Source organism: Rhodococcus sp. 24CO (genome assembly GCF_050586165.1).
GTDB lineage: Bacteria > Actinomycetota > Actinomycetes > Mycobacteriales > Mycobacteriaceae > Rhodococcus_F.
In genome coordinates, this window is sequence record NZ_JAZFNF010000075.1 from 1 (window position 1) to 599 (window position 599).

At 65.4% G+C, this 599-nt stretch carries 1 protein-coding gene; it reads right to left on the bottom strand.

Annotation, left to right across the window (positions count from 1 at the left end):
* Window positions 1-5: 5 nt before the first annotated feature.
* Window positions 6-599, bottom strand: a 594-nt coding sequence (locus V2B23_RS30905; protein ID WP_430953697.1) for a hypothetical protein, incomplete at its 5' end; no start/stop codon positions are given.

Consider the following 599-nt stretch of genomic DNA (forward strand, 5'->3'; position numbering starts at 1 on the left):
CCACGTCAGGTTGTGTGCCGCGGCCCGATCAGGGAATCGAGGTACGCGACCTGGGCATCGAGGCCGGCGCGGACATCGTCGATGTCGCTGCGCAACGTGGCGGTGTGCTCGATCGAAAGTTCGGCGCCGACGATCTGCTGGTACAGCCGGTCCACCTCTTCTCCCCCGGCTGCCAACTCTGTGACCACCTGAAGGCTGCGCACGCTCGCTTCAACGGGCGTGAGAGCATCTTCGTAGGCGCGGAGCGCAGCCACCCGGCCGATCAATGCTGATTCTGCTTGCGCTGCAACGACGTGTCGGCGTTCCCACTCTGCCCGCGCTCGGGCGAGGACGTCGCTACCGTCGTCGGTCGGGATCTCGGTCATGGCGGCGCGCACGGTTAACAACTGATGGGCCGCGGCAGCGACGGTGTGCAGTTCGATCGTCAGTCCGAGGATGGAGCGGTGTGCGTCGAGCATCGGGTGCGTCCACATTGGGTGCGTGGTGATGCGTGCCGCAACGTCTTCCGCTATTGCCGCCAATCGGATCTCGGGGCCTTCCTCGCGCAACGGCCAATGTAACGGTGCAAGGGCTGCGCGCAGCTCATGGCGTTGATCGTC